General features: G+C 69.5%; 18 protein-coding genes. 10 read left to right on the top strand and 8 right to left on the bottom strand.

Annotated elements, in window-relative coordinates; all coding sequences use genetic code 11:
- The first annotated feature begins 8 nt into the window (after positions 1-8).
- Both LCL61_RS11790 and LCL61_RS11785 read left to right on the top strand, forming a co-directional pair.
- Complete coding sequence (locus tag LCL61_RS11790) at positions 9-374, top strand: YciI family protein (protein WP_034305837.1); 366 nt, start codon at positions 9-11, stop codon at positions 372-374.
- On the top strand, positions 365-1582 hold the full coding sequence (locus LCL61_RS11785; protein ID WP_340686867.1) for an RNA polymerase sigma factor: 1218 nt from the start codon (positions 365-367) through the stop codon (positions 1580-1582). The genes LCL61_RS11790 and LCL61_RS11785 overlap by 10 nt, the downstream gene beginning before the upstream one ends.
- On the opposite strand, the gene soxR is transcribed toward LCL61_RS11785, so the two are convergent.
- Entirely contained in the window at positions 1572-2018 is a 447-nt protein-coding gene (gene soxR, locus LCL61_RS11780) for a redox-sensitive transcriptional activator SoxR (protein ID WP_340686866.1), read from the bottom strand. The genes LCL61_RS11785 and soxR overlap by 11 nt on opposite strands.
- A 52-nt stretch (positions 2019-2070) precedes the next feature.
- Between soxR and LCL61_RS11775 the strand changes: the two genes are divergently transcribed.
- From LCL61_RS11775 to LCL61_RS11765, 3 genes are all read left to right on the top strand, one after another.
- Positions 2071-2679 carry a hypothetical protein gene (locus LCL61_RS11775; protein WP_340686865.1) on the top strand — a complete coding sequence of 203 codons (609 nt, stop codon included), beginning with the start codon at positions 2071-2073 and terminating at the stop codon, positions 2677-2679.
- Positions 2676-3500, top strand: coding sequence for an NAD(P)H-binding protein (locus LCL61_RS11770; protein ID WP_340686864.1), 825 nt, complete (start codon positions 2676-2678; stop codon positions 3498-3500). Before LCL61_RS11775 ends, LCL61_RS11770 begins: the two co-directional genes overlap by 4 nt.
- Positions 3501-3624: 124 nt before the next feature.
- Positions 3625-4689, top strand: a complete 1065-nt coding sequence (locus LCL61_RS11765; protein ID WP_340686863.1) for a class I SAM-dependent methyltransferase — start codon at positions 3625-3627, stop codon at positions 4687-4689.
- On the opposite strand, the gene LCL61_RS11760 is transcribed toward LCL61_RS11765, so the two are convergent.
- A complete protein-coding gene (locus LCL61_RS11760) occupies positions 4658-5542 on the bottom strand; it encodes a LysR family transcriptional regulator (RefSeq protein ID WP_340686862.1) in 885 nt (294 codons plus the stop codon). The two genes, LCL61_RS11765 and LCL61_RS11760, sit on opposite strands and share 32 nt — an antisense overlap.
- Before the next feature lie 70 nt (positions 5543-5612).
- On the opposite strand from LCL61_RS11760, the gene LCL61_RS11755 reads away from it, so the two are divergent.
- Both LCL61_RS11755 and LCL61_RS11750 read left to right on the top strand, forming a co-directional pair.
- Positions 5613-6947, top strand: a complete 1335-nt coding sequence (locus LCL61_RS11755) for an FAD-binding oxidoreductase (protein WP_340686861.1) — start codon at positions 5613-5615, stop codon at positions 6945-6947.
- A gap of 99 nt (positions 6948-7046) precedes the next feature.
- Positions 7047-8228, top strand: a complete 1182-nt coding sequence (locus LCL61_RS11750) for an acyltransferase (RefSeq protein WP_340686859.1) — start codon at positions 7047-7049, stop codon at positions 8226-8228.
- Positions 8229-8261: 33 nt separating this feature from the next.
- Here the strand turns inward: LCL61_RS11750 and LCL61_RS11745 are convergent, their stop codons facing one another.
- From LCL61_RS11745 to LCL61_RS11735, 3 genes are read right to left on the bottom strand one after another with little or no spacing between them, the layout of a single operon-like run.
- Entirely contained in the window at positions 8262-8678 is a 417-nt protein-coding gene (locus LCL61_RS11745; RefSeq protein ID WP_340686858.1) for a nitroreductase family deazaflavin-dependent oxidoreductase, read from the bottom strand.
- Between the two features lie 38 nt (positions 8679-8716).
- Positions 8717-9067 carry a PLDc N-terminal domain-containing protein gene (locus LCL61_RS11740; RefSeq protein WP_340686857.1) on the bottom strand — a complete coding sequence of 117 codons (351 nt, stop codon included), beginning with the start codon at positions 9065-9067 and terminating at the stop codon, positions 8717-8719.
- Between the two features lie 36 nt (positions 9068-9103).
- Complete coding sequence (locus LCL61_RS11735; RefSeq protein WP_340686856.1) at positions 9104-9775, bottom strand: oxidoreductase; 672 nt, start codon at positions 9773-9775, stop codon at positions 9104-9106.
- A 73-nt stretch (positions 9776-9848) separates the two neighbouring features.
- On the opposite strand from LCL61_RS11735, the gene LCL61_RS11730 reads away from it, so the two are divergent.
- Positions 9849-10697: a PaaX family transcriptional regulator gene (locus LCL61_RS11730; protein ID WP_340686855.1), complete on the top strand. Its 849-nt coding sequence runs from the start codon at positions 9849-9851 to the stop codon at positions 10695-10697.
- Between the two features lie 152 nt (positions 10698-10849).
- Here the strand turns inward: LCL61_RS11730 and LCL61_RS11725 are convergent, their stop codons facing one another.
- Entirely contained in the window at positions 10850-11251 is a 402-nt protein-coding gene (locus LCL61_RS11725; RefSeq protein ID WP_340686854.1) for a RidA family protein, read from the bottom strand.
- 48 nt (positions 11252-11299) lie between these two features.
- On the opposite strand from LCL61_RS11725, the gene LCL61_RS11720 reads away from it, so the two are divergent.
- A complete protein-coding gene (locus tag LCL61_RS11720; RefSeq protein WP_340686853.1) occupies positions 11300-13651 on the top strand; it encodes a bifunctional salicylyl-CoA 5-hydroxylase/oxidoreductase in 2352 nt (783 codons plus the stop codon).
- Entirely contained in the window at positions 13648-14790 is a 1143-nt protein-coding gene (locus tag LCL61_RS11715; protein WP_340686852.1) for an acyl-CoA dehydrogenase family protein, read from the top strand. The genes LCL61_RS11720 and LCL61_RS11715 overlap by 4 nt, the downstream gene beginning before the upstream one ends.
- On the opposite strand, the gene LCL61_RS11710 is transcribed toward LCL61_RS11715, so the two are convergent.
- Positions 14762-15475, bottom strand: coding sequence for a DUF2306 domain-containing protein (locus LCL61_RS11710; RefSeq protein ID WP_340686851.1), 714 nt, complete (start codon positions 15473-15475; stop codon positions 14762-14764). The two genes, LCL61_RS11715 and LCL61_RS11710, sit on opposite strands and share 29 nt — an antisense overlap.
- A gap of 111 nt (positions 15476-15586) precedes the next feature.
- A complete protein-coding gene (locus LCL61_RS11705) occupies positions 15587-16975 on the bottom strand; it encodes a GH1 family beta-glucosidase (RefSeq protein WP_340686850.1) in 1389 nt (462 codons plus the stop codon).
- Positions 16976-16998 lie beyond the last annotated feature (23 nt).

Genomic DNA, 16998 nt, shown 5'->3' with positions numbered 1-16998 from the left:
AGGACGCCATGACCCAGTACCTGATCAGCCTGTACCAGCCCGACGGTCCCGTCCCGCCGCCGGAGTTCCTGGAGCCGATCGCGCGCAAGATCCAGGCGCTCGACGACGAGATGAAGGCCGCGGGTGTCTGGGTCTTCGCCGGCGGGCTGCACCCGCCGACCACGGCGACCGTGCTGCGGGCCAAGGAGAACGGCGAGATCGCGATGACCGACGGCCCGTACGTCGAGGGAAAGGAACATCTCGGCGGCTTCACCATCATCGAGGCGCCGGATCTGGACGCCGCGCTCGAATGGGGCCGCCGGGTCACCGAGATCACCTACCTCCCGGTCGAGGTCCGGCCGTTCCAGGGCGACGAAGGTCCTTCGTGCGTGTGACCACCGAGGACATCGGACGCGTCTTCACCGAGGAGTACGGCCGCGCCGTGGCCGTACTGGTCCGGGTCTTCGGCAGTATCGACATCGCCGAGGAAGCCGTCCAGGACGCCTTCGCCGAAGCGGTGGACCGCTGGCCGTCCAGCGGTCCACCGCCGAGCCCCGCGGGCTGGATCATCACGACCGCCCGCAACAAGGCCATCGACCGGTTGCGCCGGGAAGCCGCGCGCGACGACAAACACGCCCAGGCCGCGCTGATCAGCGCCGGCGGTGAACCAGTGGAGGAGGGTCCCGTGCGTGACGACCGTTTGCGGCTGATCTTCACCTGCTGCCACCCCGCGCTGGCCATCACCGCGCAGGTCGCGCTGACGCTGAAACTGCTGGGCGGGCTGACCACCGGCGAGATCGCGCACGCGTTCTTCGTCCCCGAAACGACGATGGCGCAACGGCTGGTCCGGGCGAAGGGGAAGATCCGCGCCGCGAAGATCCCGTACCGCGTCCCGGACGACGCCGACCTGCCGGACCGGCTGCGGTCGGTGCTCGCCGTGATCTACCTCGTGTTCAACGAGGGGTACACGGCCACTTCGGGCGAACGGCTGGTCCGGGAGGACCTGTGCGCGGAGGCGATCCGGCTCGGCAGGCTGCTGACCGCTCTCATGCCCGACGAACCGGAGGCCACCGGGCTGCTGGCGCTGATGCTGCTCACCGAGTCGCGCCGCGCGGCCCGCACCGGAGCGGACGGCGAAGTCGTGCTGCTGGCGGAGCAGGACCGGTCACGGTGGAACCGCGAGCTGATCACCGAAGGGCAGGCGCTGGTCCGTGCCTGCCTGCGGCGGAACCAGCCGGGTCCGTACCAGATCCAGGCGGCGATCAACGCCGTCCACAGCGACGCCGCCGACGCGGCGAGCACGGACTGGTCGCAGATCGTCCAGCTGTACGACCTGCTGCTGGCGGCGAATCCGACACCGATCGTCGCGCTCAACCGGGCCGTCGCGGTCGCCGAAGTGGAGGGTCCCGATGCGGCCCTCGCCGTGATCGACGACCTCGGACTGGGCGAATACCACCTGTACCACGCCATCCGCGCGGACCTGCTGCACCGCCTCGGCCGGCCGGAGGAGTCGGCGCGGGCCTACGAAGCCGCGATCGCGCGAGCGGAGAACAGCGCCGAACGGCGGCTGCTGGAACGGAAACTGGCCGCGGTCAGTCCGTGATCAGCCGCGCCGGGCCGGGCCCCTTGGCGGCGAGGACGTCGCCGGGGTTCACCAGCACGCACTGGTCGAAGGACAGGCAGCCGCAGCCGATGCATTCGGTGAACCGGTCCCGCATGCACTCCAGTTGCTCGATGCGCTTGTTCAGTTCGGCGCTCCAGCACTGGGAAGCCCGCTGCCAGAACGCCTGGTCCGGAGCGGCGCCCTCCGGCAGGAGATCGAGCACTCCGCCGATCACCTCCAGCGGGATGCCGAGGTGGTGCGACGCGCGGATGAACGCGACCACGCGGAGCGCGCTGCGGGGATAGCGGCGCTGGTTTCCGCTGGTCCGCCTGCTGCTGATGAGGCCCTGGCGTTCGTAGAACCGCAGGGCGGAGGTGGCGACGCCGCTGCGCCGGGACAGCTCGCCGATGGTGAGTTCGGACGGCGGTTCGGACATGGTCACGATCCTAGCTTGACTTGAACCCTTGTTTAAGTTTCATGCTGGAGTCATGACAGCACAGGGAACCTCCGAAATGATCATCCACAAGGGACATTGGCCGACACCGGACGAGGCGACGGTCGTGGTGGCGCGGGAATGGCCGGACGCCGAAGCGGCACGGGAGGCGTTCAAGAGCCACGAAGGACTCGTTTCCTTCACCGCGTACGAAGGCATCGACCACGACGGCGCCTTCACCTACGAGCAATGGACCAGCGAAGAAGCCATCCAGAACCTGGACGGCGCGCCCGTGTTCCGCCTTTACCGCGGCCACCGCGGCGAAGGAGCGCCAGGCTGCCTCGTGATCGTCTCGGTCGAGTTCGAAGGACCCGACGAGCGGCGGCAACGCGACTGGATCGACCTCGTCTTCGAAGCGCTGGCGTCCGAACCCGCGCACCCCAAAGGCGGGATCTCAGGGTTCTTCCACGTGAGCACCGACGGGACCAGGGTGCTGAACTACGCCGAATGGGTCAGCGCCGAAGCCCACCGCGCCGCGCTCGCGGCCCCTGGCGCCGACGGCATCGGGACGACGGACGCGTGGAAGAAGGTGCAGACCTACCCGGGGATGTCGGGCGGGTCGGTCAAGCGGTACCGCCCGGTCTTCTCGGCGGTGGCGGCATGAAGCCGATCCTGGTCGCCGGCGCGACGGGCAACGTCGGCTCGCAGGTAGTCGCCCAGTTGCGGGCGCGAGACGTCCCGGTCCGGCCGCTGAGCCGTAATCCGCCGCCGGACGGCGTCCGCGGTGACCTGGCGAAACCGGAAACCATCGTGCCGGCGCTCGACGGCGTCGAAACGGTGTTCCTGATGCTCGCCGGCCCCGCCGAGGCGTTGGTGCCCACGGTGTCGCTGCTCGGGGAACGGGCGAAGCGCGTGGTGTTCCTTTCCTCGGGCGCCGTCGACGATTCCCTGGCGGAGCAGGACAACGCCATCGGTGCCTGGCATCGCACCGTCGAGGAGGCGATCGAAGCCGCCGGTCTGGAATGGACTTTCCTGCGACCGCACGGCTTCGCGGCCAACACCCTCGGCTGGGCGCCGTCGATCCGCGCGGACGGCGTCGTCCGCGGCGCGTACGGCGAGGCGTCGATGCCGCTGATCCACGAGAAGGACATCGCCGCGGTGGCCGTCGAAGCGCTGACCGGTGACGGGCACTCGGGGGCGAAGTACACGCTCACCGGCACACGGCCGATGACGCAGGCCGAGCAGGTCCGGATCATCGGCGAGGCCGCGGGCCGCCCGGCGCGCTGGGAGGAGATCCCGCTCGAAGAAGCACGCGCCGCCCTGCTCACGAAGATGCCGGATTTCATCGTCGACACGATGCTGTCCGGGTTCCGGGGGCTGGTGACGAAACCGGGCAAGGTCACCTCGACCGTCCAGGACGTCACCGGCAGGCCGGGGCTGGACTTCGAGGTCTGGGCGGCCGAGCACGCCGCCGCGTTCCGGTAAACTCGGGCTCGTGTCGACACCGGTTCATGCCGCGGTGGTCCACTAACCGCCGTTCCTGACCTTGTCCCCCGACGAGCCACGCCCGCGGGGTCTCTTCGCCGCGGGCGGATCCAGGAACGGAACCATGAACCCCCAGTCCACAAAGGACGGTGGTCGGCGCTGGCTGACCACCGTCGGCACGAAAATGCCCCGCACCGTCGTCGCGATCGACGACGGGATCACCGCCGACGAGGCGTTCCGGCTCGCCGCGGCAGGCGCCGGTCTCGCCTGGCACGGCGACTTCCCCGGCGCGCGGAACCTCCTCGCCGCGTTGTCCCGCCGTTGCGGTACCGCGGCGGGGAAACCTTTTCAGGAGCAGCGGAACCATCGGTCACGCCGGGCGCGGATCCTCGGCAGGCTGCTGGTCCCGCTGGACCCCGGCCACGTCCTGCCGTTGCGCCGCGGGCCGGACGTGCGCGAGGCCTGCGCCGAGGTCTTCGGACCTTCCGAGACCGCGTCGCTGGTGTCCTTGCGTGAACTGCTGGGCATCGTCGGCGCGCACGAATGGCGGGTGAAGGGCGTCGAAATCCCGTCGCTCGGCGCGAAAATCCATCCGCACCACGGGGTCTTCTCCCCCGTCCGCGGCGAGTACGTCGATCTGGTGGCGAGAACTCCGTTGCCCGCCAGGCAACTGGCGTTCGATATCGGCACCGGAACCGGCGTGCTCGCCGCGGTCCTCGCACGTCGAGGGGTCGAGCGCGTGGTGGCGACGGACAACGAGCCGCGCGCGCTCGCCTGCGCGCGGGAGAACTTCGCACGTCTCGGTTTGGACGGAATCGAAACCCTCCACGCGGACGTGTTCCCGCCGGGCCGCGCGCCGCTGGTCGTCTGCAATCCGCCGTGGCTGCCCGTCCGCGCGCACACCCCGCTCGAACGCGCCGTCTACGACCCGGGAAGCCGGATGCTCAAGGCGTTCCTCGACCGGCTGCCCCGGCATCTCGAACCCGGCGGGGAGGCGTGGCTGATCCTGTCCGACCTCGCCGAACTGCTGGGCCTGCGCACACGCGAAGAACTCCTCGGCGCTTTCGAGCGGTCCGGCCTCGAAGTCCGGGGCCGGGAGGACATCCGGCCGCGGCATCCGCGGGCCAACGCGAAGGAGGTCACGACGCTGTGGCGGCTCACAATCCGAGCAGCGCCCGTGCCTGACTGATGAACACGCGGGCGGTGGGGCTGACCGGCCCCTCCGTCCGCCAGGCCAGCGCCAGTTTCGCCCGCAGCCCGGCCGGCCGCGTGATCTCCATGGCGTGCAGTTCCGTGTAGTGCGTCGCCAGCGACATCGGCACCACGGCGACGCCGAGACCGCGCCCGACCAGTTCGGCGACGACGTTCGGGTCGCCCGCCTCCAGGGTCACTCTCGGCTGGGCGCTGTCGGCGAGGAACGCCGCGTCGACGATCGCGCGCATGCCGGTGCCCTTCGGCAGGCTGACCAGGGAACGGCTTTCCAGCTCCGACAGGGTGATCGTGGCCTGTCCGGTGAGCGGGTCATCCGGCCCGGAGATGGCGACGAGCGGCTCGTCGAGGACGACCTCCAGGCCGATCCCCGGCGGCGGTTCGCCGGAGACCCCGATCAGCGCGACGTCGAACCGGCCGTCGGCGACCCCCGCGAGCAGGACGTCGGAGGTCGCCTCGGCGAGCGTGATGTCGACCGCCGGATGACGCTCGTGGAAGCGCGCGAGCAGATCCGGAAGGTTGACCGGGCCACGCGAGGACACCATGCCCATCGCGACCTGGCCGCGGACCAGCCCGGTGAGATCGTCGACCGCCTGCCGCACCCCGGCGACGGCGGCGAGCGCGGCCCGCGCGTGCGGGAGCGCGGCGGCGCCGACCTCGGTCAGCCGGACCGCCCTGGCCGACCGGTCGAGCAACGGCTGCCCGAGTTCGCGTTCGAGGCGGCGGATCTGGGCGCTGACGCCGGGCTGCGCGACGTGCAGCCGCTCGGCGGCTCGGGTGAAGTTCGCTTCCTCGGCCACCGCGACGAAGTATTCGAGCTGGCGCAGTTCCATAACCGATGATTCTAGTTGCCAGACAAACCAGATCTTGGACTTCTGGCCGAATCGAGATCACGCTGGGGGCATGACCACGATGCTCCGCTCCGGCGACCCGGATTACGACAACGAACTCGCCGGTTTCCAGACCGCAGTGCCCCGCCGTCCCGATGTCATCGTGCCCGCCGCTTCGGCCGCCGACGTCGTCGAGGCCGTCCGTCACGCCGTCGAGCACGACCTTCCGATCGCCGTCCACTCGACGGGGCACGGCGTCGGCGTCCCGTTCGAAGGTGGCGTCCTCGTCACCACCCACCGTATGACCGGGATCCGGATCGACGAGGAAATCGCACGGGTCGAAGCGGGCGTGCGCTGGGGTGCGGTCATCGAAGCGGCCGCGGAGCACGGGCTCGCGCCGCTGAGCGGCTCCTTCCCCGGCGTCGGCGTCGTCGGCTACACCCTCGGCGGCGGGTTCAGCCTGCTCGGCCGCAAGTACGGCCTGGCGGCCGACCAGGTGACCTCGATCGAGGTGGTGACCGCCGACGGGGAGCTCCGCCGTGCCACCCCGGACACCGAAAGCGACCTGTTCTGGGCGCTGCGCGGCGGCCGGGACAACTTCGGGATCGTCACCGCGCTGGAGTTCCGGCTCGTCCCGGTCACCCGGCTGTACGGCGGCAGCCTGCAGTTCGGCACCGAGTCGCTGTCCGCGGTGCTCCGCGCCTGGCGCGACTGGGCGGCGGGGATGCCCCGCGAAATGACGTCGTCGCTGGGCATGGTCCCGATGCCGGATCTGCCGATGGTGCCCGAACCGCTGCGTGGGCAGCACGTCGCGCAGATCCGGGTCGCCTATCTGGGTGACGCCGCCGAGGGCGAGCGCCTCGTCGCCCCGCTGCGCGCCGCCGCCCCCGTCCTGGGTGACACGCTCGCCGAGATCCCGTTCACCGAATCGGGCAAGATCGCGAACGAGCCGCCCTTCCCGCACGGCTACCGCGCCGACAACGCCACCGTGTCCGAACTCAACGACGCGATGCTCGACGCGATCCTCGAACACGCCGGCCCGGACGCCCCGGTGCCGACCGTCGTCCTGCTGGACCTGCTCGGCGGCGCGCTGTCCGACGTGCCCGAGCACCCCGGCGTGGGCTGGGACCGTGAAGCGAGCTTCACCGTCCGCGCGCTGTCCGTCGTGGACGACGCTTCGATCGCCGAGATCCGGAGCGCGCACGCGAAGCTGTTCGACGCGTTGAAGCCCTGGTCGACCGGCAAACTACTGACCTTCGTCTACGGCGAGAGCGCGGCGGGCGAGGAAGCGTCCAAGGTGTACTCCCCGGCCGATCTGCGGCGGCTCGCCGAGGTCAAGGCGGCCGTCGACCCGACGAACCGGTTCCGGCTGACCCATAACGTCGAACCCGCCCCTGACGCTGGGTGATCTTCGAAAACCGCAGGTAGGAGGCCTCGACACGGGGCGAAAGCGCAGCGAACGGCACCCGTATACTTCCGGGCCGATACCGCCATCAGGGGGCATGCCGTGCGCGCTTTGGACCATGACGAGTTCCTCGCCATGCGTCGGTTCCCCGCGCTCGACGGCCTGCGCGCGATCGCGGCGACCATCGTGATCCTCTACCACTTCGCGGGTCCGAAGTGGAACTGGATGTCCGGCTGGGTCGGTGTCTACATCTTCTTCGTGCTGTCCGGTTTCCTGATCACGACGCTGCTGCTGCGTGAACAGGACCGGACCGGCCGGATCTCGCTTTCGGCCTTTTACCTGCGGCGCGTGTTCCGGATCCTGCCGCCGTACCTGGTGATCCTCGGCGGGATCATCGTGTTCGTGTGGCTGCGCGGGGAGTTCTTCACCCGTGAGTTCCCGCACGCGCTGAAGTACTACCTGACCTTCTTCAACGAGTTCCTGCCCGGCAGCGAGGGCAACGGCTCCGACAACTTCTTCAGCGGCTCGTGGACGCTGGGCATCGAGGAGAAGTTCTACCTGGTCTGGCCGTTCCTGCTGGTGGTCGCCGGCGCGGCCGGGCTGGCCGCGGCCTGGCGCAAGCTCGCGCTGGCCTTCGCCGCGTTCGCGCTGATGGCGGGGCTGGTGGGAGTCACCAGCGGCTGGGTGCTCAACGGGCCGCAGCTGCCGATCTACCGGTCGACCGTGCATTACGCGATCCTGCTGATCGGCTGCGTGCTGGCGATCGCGATGCACTACCGCCGGTCCTACGCGGTGCTCAAACCGCTGACCCATCCGCTCGCGGCGATCCCGGTGTTCGGCGCTTTCGCCGTGCTGCACGTCAACATGGAAAGCCTGTGGTGGGAGACCGGCAGCAACCTGGGCCTGCTGATCGCCTACGGCCTGCTGTCGGCGATGTTGCTGGTCGTGCTGATTTCGCCGGGGCCGCTTCGCTGGCTGCTGGCCACGAAGGCGATGCGGTTCGTCGGTGAGCGCTCGTACTCGCTCTACCTGCTGCAGGGCCCGGTGCACTTCGCGGTGGTCGAGGCGATCCCGCCGCTGGGCGAGCACCGGATGATCAGCGCGCTGACCGTGTTCGCGGTCGGGCTCGCGATCGCGGACCTGATCCACCGCTGGGTCGAGCAGCCGATGATCCTCACCGGTAAGAAACTGATCGCGCGCCGCCAGGAGCGCAAGGCACTGCGTGCGGCCGAAGCCGAACTCAAGCGCCCCGCAGCCGTAAAAGCCCCCAGCGGCGCGCGCTGACCTCCCGCGTTTCGTCCTCTGAATGCGAGCGGGTCAGCGGGAGATCGTGACGATCGGGATCACCCGATCGGTCTTCTTCTCGTAGTCCGCGAAGCCCGGCATCATGCCGACCATCTTCGCGTAGAGACGGTCACGCTCGGCGCGGTCTTCGAGTACGACGGCCGCGGTCGCGTCGAACTTCTCCGTGCCGACCTCGACGGTGACCTTCGGGTTCGCCAGGATGTTGTGGTACCAGGCAGGGTTCTTGTCCGCCCCGGCGTACGACGCGGCGACGACGTACTTGCCGTCCTCCTCCGCGTACGCGAGCGGCGACGTGCGAGGCTCGCCGCTCTTCGCCCCGGTGGTGGTGAGGAGGAGCAGCGAGCCGCCCTCGAACGGGCCGCCCACCTTCCCCCCGTTCTCGCGGAACTCCTTGATGATGTTCTTGTTCCAGTCGAGCGCTTCGGACAACTTTCCTCCAGTGTCGATCTTCTCGATGCCGAGGCTACTCAGCCTTCACGGGCTTTGCGGCGCTGTTCTTCGGCGCGCTCCCGGCACTTGCGAAGGAACTCTTCGTCGTCCTCGGCGCTCGTGGCGGCGAAGCGGCCCGGCCGGTCGTACTCCGGGAACGCCGGCGACTCACGTTCGTAGCGGCCGCGCGGGGCGCGGGCGGCATTCTGCGGACGACCTGCGACCAGCCAGACGATCGAGCCGATCAACGGGACGAGCAGCACCAGCAGCAGCCACATCCCCTTCGGCATGTTGCGGCACGATCCCTCGTCCGTGGTGATCACGTCGACGATGCAGAAGATCCACAGACCGAGCGTGAGAACGCCGAAGAAACCATTGAAATACAGCATCGAAAGACTCCCCAGTTCCAGATGACCGGGTAAGTCTTAGCACAGGAGCGCGTCGAGAATTCCCGCGGCCACTTGCCGCGCCTGCGTTTCCCCGGGGCACTGCTTGACCCCTGCTCCGAACGGACGTTTCGTCAGGTCCACCTCGACCACTTCGCCGCCGACCCACCGCCGGGTGACCCGGACCGGCGGATCTTCACGCAGGATCCGGTCGAGCAGGTCTTCGACGTCCTCGCCGGGCCGGCGGGCGGCCAGCGCCTTGCCCAGGAGCTTGGCCGTCGCGTCACAGGCCTGCACCAGGAGCCCGATCCGCGCGGCCGTCCGCTCGTCGGCGTCACCGCAGGTTTCGACCAGGCGCCGCATGGCCGCCTCGGCATCGGCCCCGATCTCCGTGTGCGGATGATAGGCGCCGGAAACCGTCGCGACGTCGCGGGAAACGTCCGGCAGGCCGAGTTCCGCGGCCAGCACGGCCACCGGGACCGTCCACACGGTCCGTTCCACCGGCCCGCCCCGCATTTCGCCGGCGAGCGCGAAAGCCTTGTCCCGCAGGGACTCCATCGACGCGAGCTCGGCGAGCACCAGCGCCCGCCGTCGCGCGTGGTCCTCCGGGCGGCTGAACCGGGCGACGTTCGCCCGCAACCACCGGACACCTCCCGGCTCGACGTCCTGGGGCACCGGCGGGACAGGGGCTTCGATCAGGGGATCGTCCATGCCGTGACGCTAAGTGCGGAACGCTTCGGTCACGGCCGAAACATGAGCACAGCGTCGTTGTTATGGTGACCGGGTGACGGCCGTGTCGGAGGCAACCGAAGTCGACGGCGCGGGGCGGGCGGCGCAACCGCGCCAGCTGATCGTGACCGTGTACGGCCTCTATTCCCGCGGCGAGGGCGGCTGGCTCTCCGTCCGTTCCCTGATCGACCTGCTGGCGGGCGTGGACGTCGAGGAACCGGCCGTCCGGTCGTCGATCTCGCGGCTGAAACGGCGCGGGATCCTTTCCGCGGTACGCCGGAACGGCGCCGCGGGTTACGAGCTTTCCGAAACCGCGCTGGCGATCCTGCGCGAAGGAGACGAGCGGATCTTCCGCCGCGAACGCGCCACCCCCGGCGACGGCTGGCTGCTCGCGGTGTTCTCCGTCCCGGAAGCCGAACGGCACAAAAGGCACGTTCTTCGCACGCAGCTCGCCCGGCTCGGCTTCGGGACGGCGTCGTCCGGGGTCTGGATCGCGCCCGCGCACCTGCGTGACGCGACCTCCGACATGCTGCGACGGCTCGAACTCGAGGGGTACGCCGATCTCTTCCACGCCGAGCACCTCGCGTTCGGCGACGTGCGGGAGAAGATCCGTGACTGGTGGGACCTCGATCAACTCGAGTCGCTGTACACCGCCTTCCTCGACGAGCACGCGGCCGCGCTGCGGCGGTGGCAGCGGCGCAAGACCACGGACGAGGCCGAAGCGTTCGCCGACTACGTCCGCGTGCTGACCGACTGGCGGCGGCTGCCCTATCTCGACCCCGGCCTGCCCGCCGAACTGCTGCCCCCGGGCTGGGCGGGCATCCGGGCGGCGGACCTGTTCTTCACGCTGCACGCGAGGCTGGGCGAGGCCGCGGCCGCGCACGTCTCACGCACCCTGCCTTGACACGCGCGACGAACGCGCCGGGCTGGTCGTGAGTGGTAAGTGCCGTTCTAACGACACTTACCACTCACGACCAGCAGCGTCCGGGTTCCCCAGCGACGGTCTCGCGAAAGTGGCTTTCGCGACACGCCTTTGCCCCTGCGGCGCCCCTCAACTTAGGCGACGACCGCAAAGCCCTGCACCTCCACCAACGCCTCCTCGTCCCACAGCCGGCTGACGCCGATCCCCGCCATCGCGGGGTACTCGCTCCCGGCCAGCCGCTTCCACACCGCGCCGATCTCGCGCGCGTGGGCGCGGTAGTCGTCCATGTCGACGATGTAGATGGTCACGCTGCACAGGTCCGACGGCGTCCCGCCCGCCGCGCGCAACGCGGTGAGCAGGTTGGACAGCGCGCGTTCGAACTGCTCGACCACGCCGTCGCCGACGATGCGGTTCTGCTCGTCCAACGCCGTCTGACCGGCGAGGAAGACGAATCTCCCGGTCGCGGCGACGGCGTGCGAGAAGCCGGAAGGGCGACCGAGCTCGGGCGGATTGATGCGCTCCATACGGGTCACCATATCCCGTATTGTTGACGGTCGTACATACCGCGACATACCCTGAGCGACGTGCGTATCGCGGTGTCAGGCGGCGGCCCGGCGGGGCTCTACTTCGCCACGCTGGCGAAACAGCTCCATCCCGATCACGAGATCACCGTCTGGGAGCGCAACGCGCCCGACGACACCTTCGGGTTCGGGGTGGTGTTCTCCGACGAGACACTCGGCGGGATCGAACACGCCGATCCGGTGATCCACGCCGCGATGCGCCGGGAGTTCGCGCGCTGGGACGACATCGACGTCCACTTCCGCGGCACGGTGCACACCTCGGGCGGGCACGGGTTCGCCGCCATGAGCCGCAAACGGCTCCTCGGCATCCTCCAGGAACGCTGCGCGGAACTCGGTGTGGACGTGCGTTTCCGCACCGAGGCGCCGAGCGCGGCCGAAGGGAGCGCCGAGTACGACCTGGTCGTCGCGGCGGACGGCGTCAACTCCCGGACCCGCAACGCCTTCGCCGAGAGCTTCCGCCCGAGCCTCCAGACCCGGCGCTGCAAGTACATCTGGCTCGGCACGGATCTCGTGTTCGACGCCTTCAAGTTCCACGTCCTCGAAACCCCGCACGGGATCATGCAGATCCACGGCTACCCGTACAGCGACACCGCGAGCACGTTCATCCTGGAACTACACGAGGACGTCTGGCAGCGCGCGTTCGGCGAGATCGCCGCGACCGCGCCGGCGCCGGGCGAGAGCGACGAGAAGTCCATCGAGGTCATCCGCGAACTGTGCGCCGATGTCCTCGGTGGTCATCAGGTGTTCGCCAACAACTCGAAGTGGACCGCGTTCGCCACCGTCCGCTGCGCGAGCTGGCGGCACGAGAACGTCGTCCTGCTCGGCGACGCCGCGCACACGGCGCATTTCTCCATCGGCTCCGGCACGAAACTCGCCATGGAGGACGCGCTCGCACTCGCCGCCTGCCTGCACGAACAGTCCGATATGGACAGTGCGCTGCAAGCGTACGAAGCCGAACGCCGGCCCGTCGTCACCTCCACCCAGCGCGCCGCACAGGCGAGCCTGGAGTGGTTCGAGAACCTGGCGCAGTACACCCATCAGGATCCGGCGCAGTTCGCGTTCAACATCCTCACCCGCAGCCGCCGCGTCACCTACGACAACCTCCGGCTGCGCGATCCCGAGTTCGCCGCGGAGCTGGATACCTGGTTCGCGTCCACTGTGGACTCCGACGTCCGACCGCCGATGTTCCAGCCTTTCCGGATCGGGAACCTCGACCTGCCGAACCGCGTCGTCGTCTCGCCGATGGACATGTACTCCTCCGAAGACGGCGTCCCGACCGATTTCCACTTGGTGCATCTGGGAAGCAAGGCGCTCGGCGGCGCCGGGCTGGTGATGACGGAGATGGTCTGCGTCTCCGAAACCGGCCGGATCACCCCGGGCTGCGGCGGCCTCTACACCGAAGAACAGGAACGCGCCTGGGCGCGGGTCACCGACTTCGTCCACGGCCACACCCCCGCGCGTATCGGTGTCCAGCTGGGACATTCGGGACGCAAGGGCTCGACGAAACTGATGTGGGACGGTATCGACCAGCCGCTCCCCGAGGGCAACTGGGAGATCTGCGCCCCGTCCGCGATCCCGTACAGCGAAGCGAATCAGACCCCGCGCGAACTCACGAAAGCCGAGCTGACCGAGATCCGTGACCAGTTCGCGCACTCCGCCGGCGCCGCCGCGCGCGCCGGTTTCGACCTCCTCGAACTCCACTGCGCGCACGGCTACCTCCTGTCTTCGTTCCTGTCACCGCTGACCAACCGGCGAACCGACGAGTACGGCGGCTCGCTGGAGAACAGGCTGCGTTTCCCGCTCGAAGTCTTCGACGCCGTCCGCGCGGCCTGGCCCGCGGAGCGGCCGATGACGGTCCGCATCTCCGCGACCGACTGGCACGAAGGCGGAATCGACGTGGACGACGCCGTCGAGATCGCCCGCGCGTTCGCCGAGCACGGCGCGGACGGCATCGACGTGTCGACCGGCCAGGTCGTCAGCGAGGAGAAACCGGAGTACGGCCGCAGTTACCAGACGCCGTACGCGGACCGGATCCGCAACGAGATCGGGCGCGAGTACGGGATCGCGGTGATCGCCGTCGGCGCGATCTCCTCCTACGACGACGTCAACTCGCTGATCCTGGCGGGCCGCGCGGATCTGTGCGCGCTTGGCAGGACCCACCTTTACGATCCACAGTGGACACTGCACGCCGCGGCCGAACAAGGCTACCCGATGCCGTGGCCGAAACAGTTCGCGGCGGGCAGCCGGAAACCGCAGGGCGGCCGGACCGACGGGCCGAAACCACGGCTGGAACTGTTGCGCTCCGGCGAAACCGGCACCGCGCACGCCCGCTGGCGACCTGGGAGCGATCGATGACCGCCTTCGCACTGAGCCCCGAACAGCAGGCCTTCGCCGAGGAGGTCCGGCGGCTGGGCGCCGAAAAGCTCCGCCCGTTGGCCGAATCCGGCACCGGAGGCGCGGTGAACCGGCCGCTGCTCAAGGAAATGGGCGCGCTCGGCCTGCTCGCCCGGCTGTTCCCCGGCGTCGACGGAGGAAGTCCGAGCCGGGAGGCCGCCGCGACGGATCTCTGTATCCTGCGGGAATCGCTCGCGAGCCAGAGCACCGAAGCCGAGACCGCGTTGGCGTTGCAGGGTTTGGGCACGTATCCGGTACTGCAGTCCGGGCAGGACCCGCAGGTCTCGAAGTGGGTTCCCGCCGTGGCCGCGGGTGACGCCGTCGCCGCCTTCGCGCTCACCGAACCGAACGCCGGCTCGGACGCGGCGGCGCTGGAACTCGCCGCCGAGCCCGACGGCGACGGCTGGCGTCTCACCGGCGAGAAGATGTGGATCTCCAACGCCCCCGAGGCCGATTTCTACAGCGTTTTCGCCCGCACCACACCGGAAGCGGGCTCGCGCGGCGTCTCCGCTTTCGTCGTGCCCGCCGACCGCGCCGGGCTGTCGGGCGAGCACCTCGACCTCGTCAGCCCGCATCCCATCGGCACCCTGGTCTTCGACGGCGTCCGCGTCGAACGGGACGAACTGCTCGGCGAAAAGGACCGAGGCTTCGGCGTGGCGATGCGGACCCTGGACCTGTTCCGGCCGAGTGTCGGCGCCTTCGCCGTCGGGATGGCGCAGGCCGCGCTCGACGCCGCGGTCGCCCACGCCCAGTCCCGTGTCGCGTTCGGCGGTCCGCTCCTGAAACAGCAGACCGTGGCGCACACCCTCGCCGAAATGGCGACCCGCACCGAGGCGTCGCGCCTGCTGGTCTACGCCGCGGCCGCCGCCTACGACGCTGGCGAGCGGAACCTCGCGGGCCGCGCCGCGATGGCGAAACTGTTCGCCACCGAGACCGCGCAGTACGTCGTCGACTCGGCCGTGCAGATCCACGGCGCGCGGGCGCTGCGGAAGGGGCATCTGCTCGAACACCTCTACCGCGAGGTCCGGGCGCCGCGCATCTACGAAGGCGCGTCCGAAGTGCAGCGCACGATCATCGCGCGATCGCTGGTTTCTTCCTAGCCGGACGGCGATCCAGGTACCACTGCGTGGCGAACAGGACCAGCGTCGTGCTCACCCAGGCCGAGATCGCGGCGACCGACTGGGTCAAGGCCAGTTCGCTTCCGCCGAACGTGGTCTCCAGTTGCGGCCGCAGCGTGATCAGCGCGATCGGCCCGACCACCCGGCTGACGATGATCGACATGGTCAGCGCGAAACTGCGGATCATCCAGCGCCGATGATCGCCGAACCGGCGGGCTCGTGCCGCGCGCCAGCCGGCGAACGTGCACCCCAGCCACAGCACCCCGGCCAGCACGTTGGCCACCCGCGTCGCCGGGCCGAACGGGCTCGTCGCGCCGACGACCAGCGCCAGCAGACCGGCCGGGAGCACCCCTGCGAAGACGTACACGCGGCCGGCCTTCCGGTGCACCGCCGGGTACTTCGCCCGGAACCACGGCCAGATCTGCAGTAGCGCGCCGACCATCGCGATCGAGCCGAACAGCACGTGCCCCGAGAGGAACCAGTAGTGCGAGGTGAACCCCGGCGGCTGAGGAACCTTCGACCGCGCCGGGTCCATCGCCAGATACGGCGGCATCGAAAAGGCCAGGAAGATCACGATGACGACGGCCAACGGCCCCACCCACGGCCTTCGCCACCACGATTTCCGTGGCGCCTCCCGCTGGTCACGTTGTTCGAGCCTGACGGTCATCACTGTCCCCCGCGTTTCCGGTAGCGGCAAACAACCTTCCGCAGCCGAACCTAGGACGCGGGGCCACCGGGAAGAATGGAGCGGGCCGCCGGTTCGATGGTGGAGCAGCCCCTACCGCCGTCCGCCGCGCACCCGCTCGACGATGTCGCGGTACGCCAGCCCGCTCTGTTTGATCGTCCGCGCCTGCGTCTCGCGGTCGACCCGCACCAAGCCGAGCCGTTTCGCGTAGCCGTACGCCCATTCGAAACTGTCCAAAAAGGACCAGGCGAAATAGCCGCGGACGTCCGCGCCCGCCTGCCTCGCGGCGGCCGTGGCGGCGATATGCGCGGACAGGTACTCGGCGCGGTCGTCGTCGCGGACGAAGCCGGTCTCGTCGGGGACGTCGGCGAACGCGGCACCGTTCTCGGTGACGTAGAGCGGCAGACCCGGATAGTCACGGCCGATCCGGACGAGCAGTTCGGTGAGCTTGTGCGGCAGGATCTCCCAGCCCAGCACCGTCGACGGCGCCCCGAACGGGACCTTGCGGAACGCGGGAATCCCGAAATGCTCCACCGCGTCCCCGTTCTCCTCCACCCCGGAGTACCGCGTCCCGAAGTAGTAGTCGACACCGAGGAAATCGAGCGGTGCGGCGATGATCGACGGATCCCACGGCTCCGACGGCAGGCGGATGCCCTGCCGCGCGAGGGTCTCGAGCACGTCCTCGGGGTACCGGCCGTGGACGAGCGCGTCGAGGTAGAACCTCGTCCCGAGCCCGTCCTCGAAGCGGGCGGCGGCCCGGTCGGCCTCGCTCGAAGTGGCCGGGTCGGCGGTGCTCAGGTTGAGCGTGATCCCGAACTTCGTCCCGGCCGGGGCGAGTTCCCGCATCCGCCGCACGGCGAGGCCGTGGCCGAGCAGCAGGTGATGCGCCGCCGCCATGCCCGCCTTCGCGTCCCGGCGGCCGGGCGCCATCACCCCATGGACGTACCCGTGCATGGCCGTGCACCACGGTTCGCTCAGCGTGGTCCAGTGGCGGACCCGGTCGCTCAGCCGCTCGAACACGAGCATCGCGTAGTCGGCGAACCGGACGGCGGTGTCGCGCGCGGGCCACCCGCCCGCGTCTTCGAGGTGCTGCGGCAGATCCCAGTGGTACAGCGTCAGCCAGGGGTCGATGCCGTTGTTGAGCAGTTCGTCGACCAGCCGGTCGTAGAAGGCGATCCCGGCCGGGTTGACGCCGCCGCGCCCGCGCGGCTGCACACGGGGCCACGAAACGGAGAAGCGGTAGGTGTCGACGCCGAGTTCCTTGAGCAATGCGACGTCGGCGGGCATCCGATGGTAGTGATCGCAGGCGACCTCACCGGTGTCCCCGTTGTCGACCGACCACGGGGACTGGGCGTAGGTGTCCCAAATGGACGGTGTCCGTCCGTCTTCGGCGACCGCGCCTTCGACCTGGTAAGCCGAGCTGCCGACGCCCCACCGGAAGTCCGGCGGCAAGGTGCCGATGAGCTCGTCGTCCCCCGTCATAACCCTCTTCCCACCTTATTTCA

This window comes from Amycolatopsis coloradensis (assembly GCF_037997115.1).
Lineage (GTDB): Bacteria > Actinomycetota > Actinomycetes > Mycobacteriales > Pseudonocardiaceae > Amycolatopsis > Amycolatopsis coloradensis_A.
This window is presented reverse-complemented; position numbering and strand designations above follow the sequence as displayed.